Source organism: Streptomyces sp. NPDC002144 (assembly GCF_053593695.1).
This window is the reverse complement of record NZ_JBSFDB010000169.1, coordinates 1-1,238: the sequence shown is the minus strand read 5'-3', so window position 1 is coordinate 1,238 and position 1,238 is coordinate 1. Positions and strand designations below refer to the sequence as shown.

1 protein-coding gene is annotated in these 1,238 nt (G+C 62.1%); it reads right to left on the bottom strand.

Annotated elements, in window-relative coordinates; translation table 11 throughout:
• Window positions 1-1,171 (bottom strand): IS3 family transposase gene (locus tag ACWCQ1_RS52120; RefSeq protein ID WP_451030138.1). Its coding sequence is split into 2 segments (ribosomal slippage), with 1,172 coding nucleotides annotated over them: window positions 1-907 and window positions 907-1,171; the frame shifts between segments, so codons are not numbered across the junction. This gene is flagged as partial in the annotation.
• Window positions 1,172-1,238: the final 67 nt, after the last annotated feature.

Below are 1,238 nucleotides of genomic sequence, written 5' to 3'. Positions count from 1 at the left end.
ATTCGCAACTTCTCGTACTCGGCGTGGACTTCGCGCGGAGGGCGGTAACCCACCGCCGAGTGGAGGCGTTTGCGATTGTACCAGAATTCGATGTAGCGAGTGATGTCCTGCCGGGCGGCCTCGCGGGTCAGGTAAGTCACCCTTGATACGCGCTCGTTCTTCAGGGCGCCGAAGAATGATTCGGCCATGGCGTTGTCGAAACAGATCCCGGTGCGGCCGGCAGACCTGCGGAGCCCGAAGCGGTCCAGCGCCCTCCCGAACTCGGCTGACATGTAGTTACTTCCGCGATCCGAGTGAAATATCGCGTCGGCCGAGAGGTTCCTGTTCCGCGCCGCGTTACGGATCGCCCTGGATATCAGGGGGGTTTGGTAGTGGTCGTCCATCGCGTAACCGATGACTTCCTTCGTGCAGCAGTCGATGACCGTTGCGAGGTACAGCCAGCCTTCCCCGGTCGCGATATAGGTAATGTCACCGACGAGCTTCTTGCCGGGTGCATCCGCGGTGAAGTCGCGGCCGACGAGGTCCGGCACCTGGCCGGCCGCAGCCTGAGTGAGGTTGAACCTCTTCGGCCGTGGCAGGCAGGGCACCAGGCCCAGTTCGCGCATGAGGCGGCGGACCAACTCCACGCCCGCGGCGACGCCCCAGCGGTGCAGCTGGGCCTGGATGCGCCGGTGCCCGTAGGTGCTGTCGGACATGGCGAAGGCTTTCTCGATGAGCAATTTCAGTTCTTCGCGCCGCTGAGCTGTCGCGGATTCCGGGCGGGATCGCCAGTCGTAGTAGCCGGATCTGGAGACGCCGAGTCGGCCGCACATGAACTCGACGCTGTATGCGTACTTCTCGGTGTCGAGCCGCATCTCGTCGATGAACTCGTACTTGCTTGCTACCGAGGATCCTTCGCGAAGTACGCTGCGGCTTTTTTCAGGAAGGTGACTTCCATCTCCAGCTCGCGGTTGCGTCGTTCGAGTTCCTTCAGGCGCGCCCGCTCGTTCACCGTCAGTTCCGCATCTGGGGCTGGTTCCTGCTGCTTCTGGTATTTCTTTACCCAGCCGCGTAGCGTCTCCGAGTTCAGCTCAAGCTCTCGGGCGACTTCGGAGATCGTCTTGCTTGACCTCAACGCGATCTGGACGGCTTCCTCGCGGAACTCCGGCGAGTACTTACTGGGTGGCGCCACTTCGTCCTCGTTTCCTTGTTCAGGACAACCCTATTGGGTGCCTGTCCGGAAACCTCGTGGCCCCTCA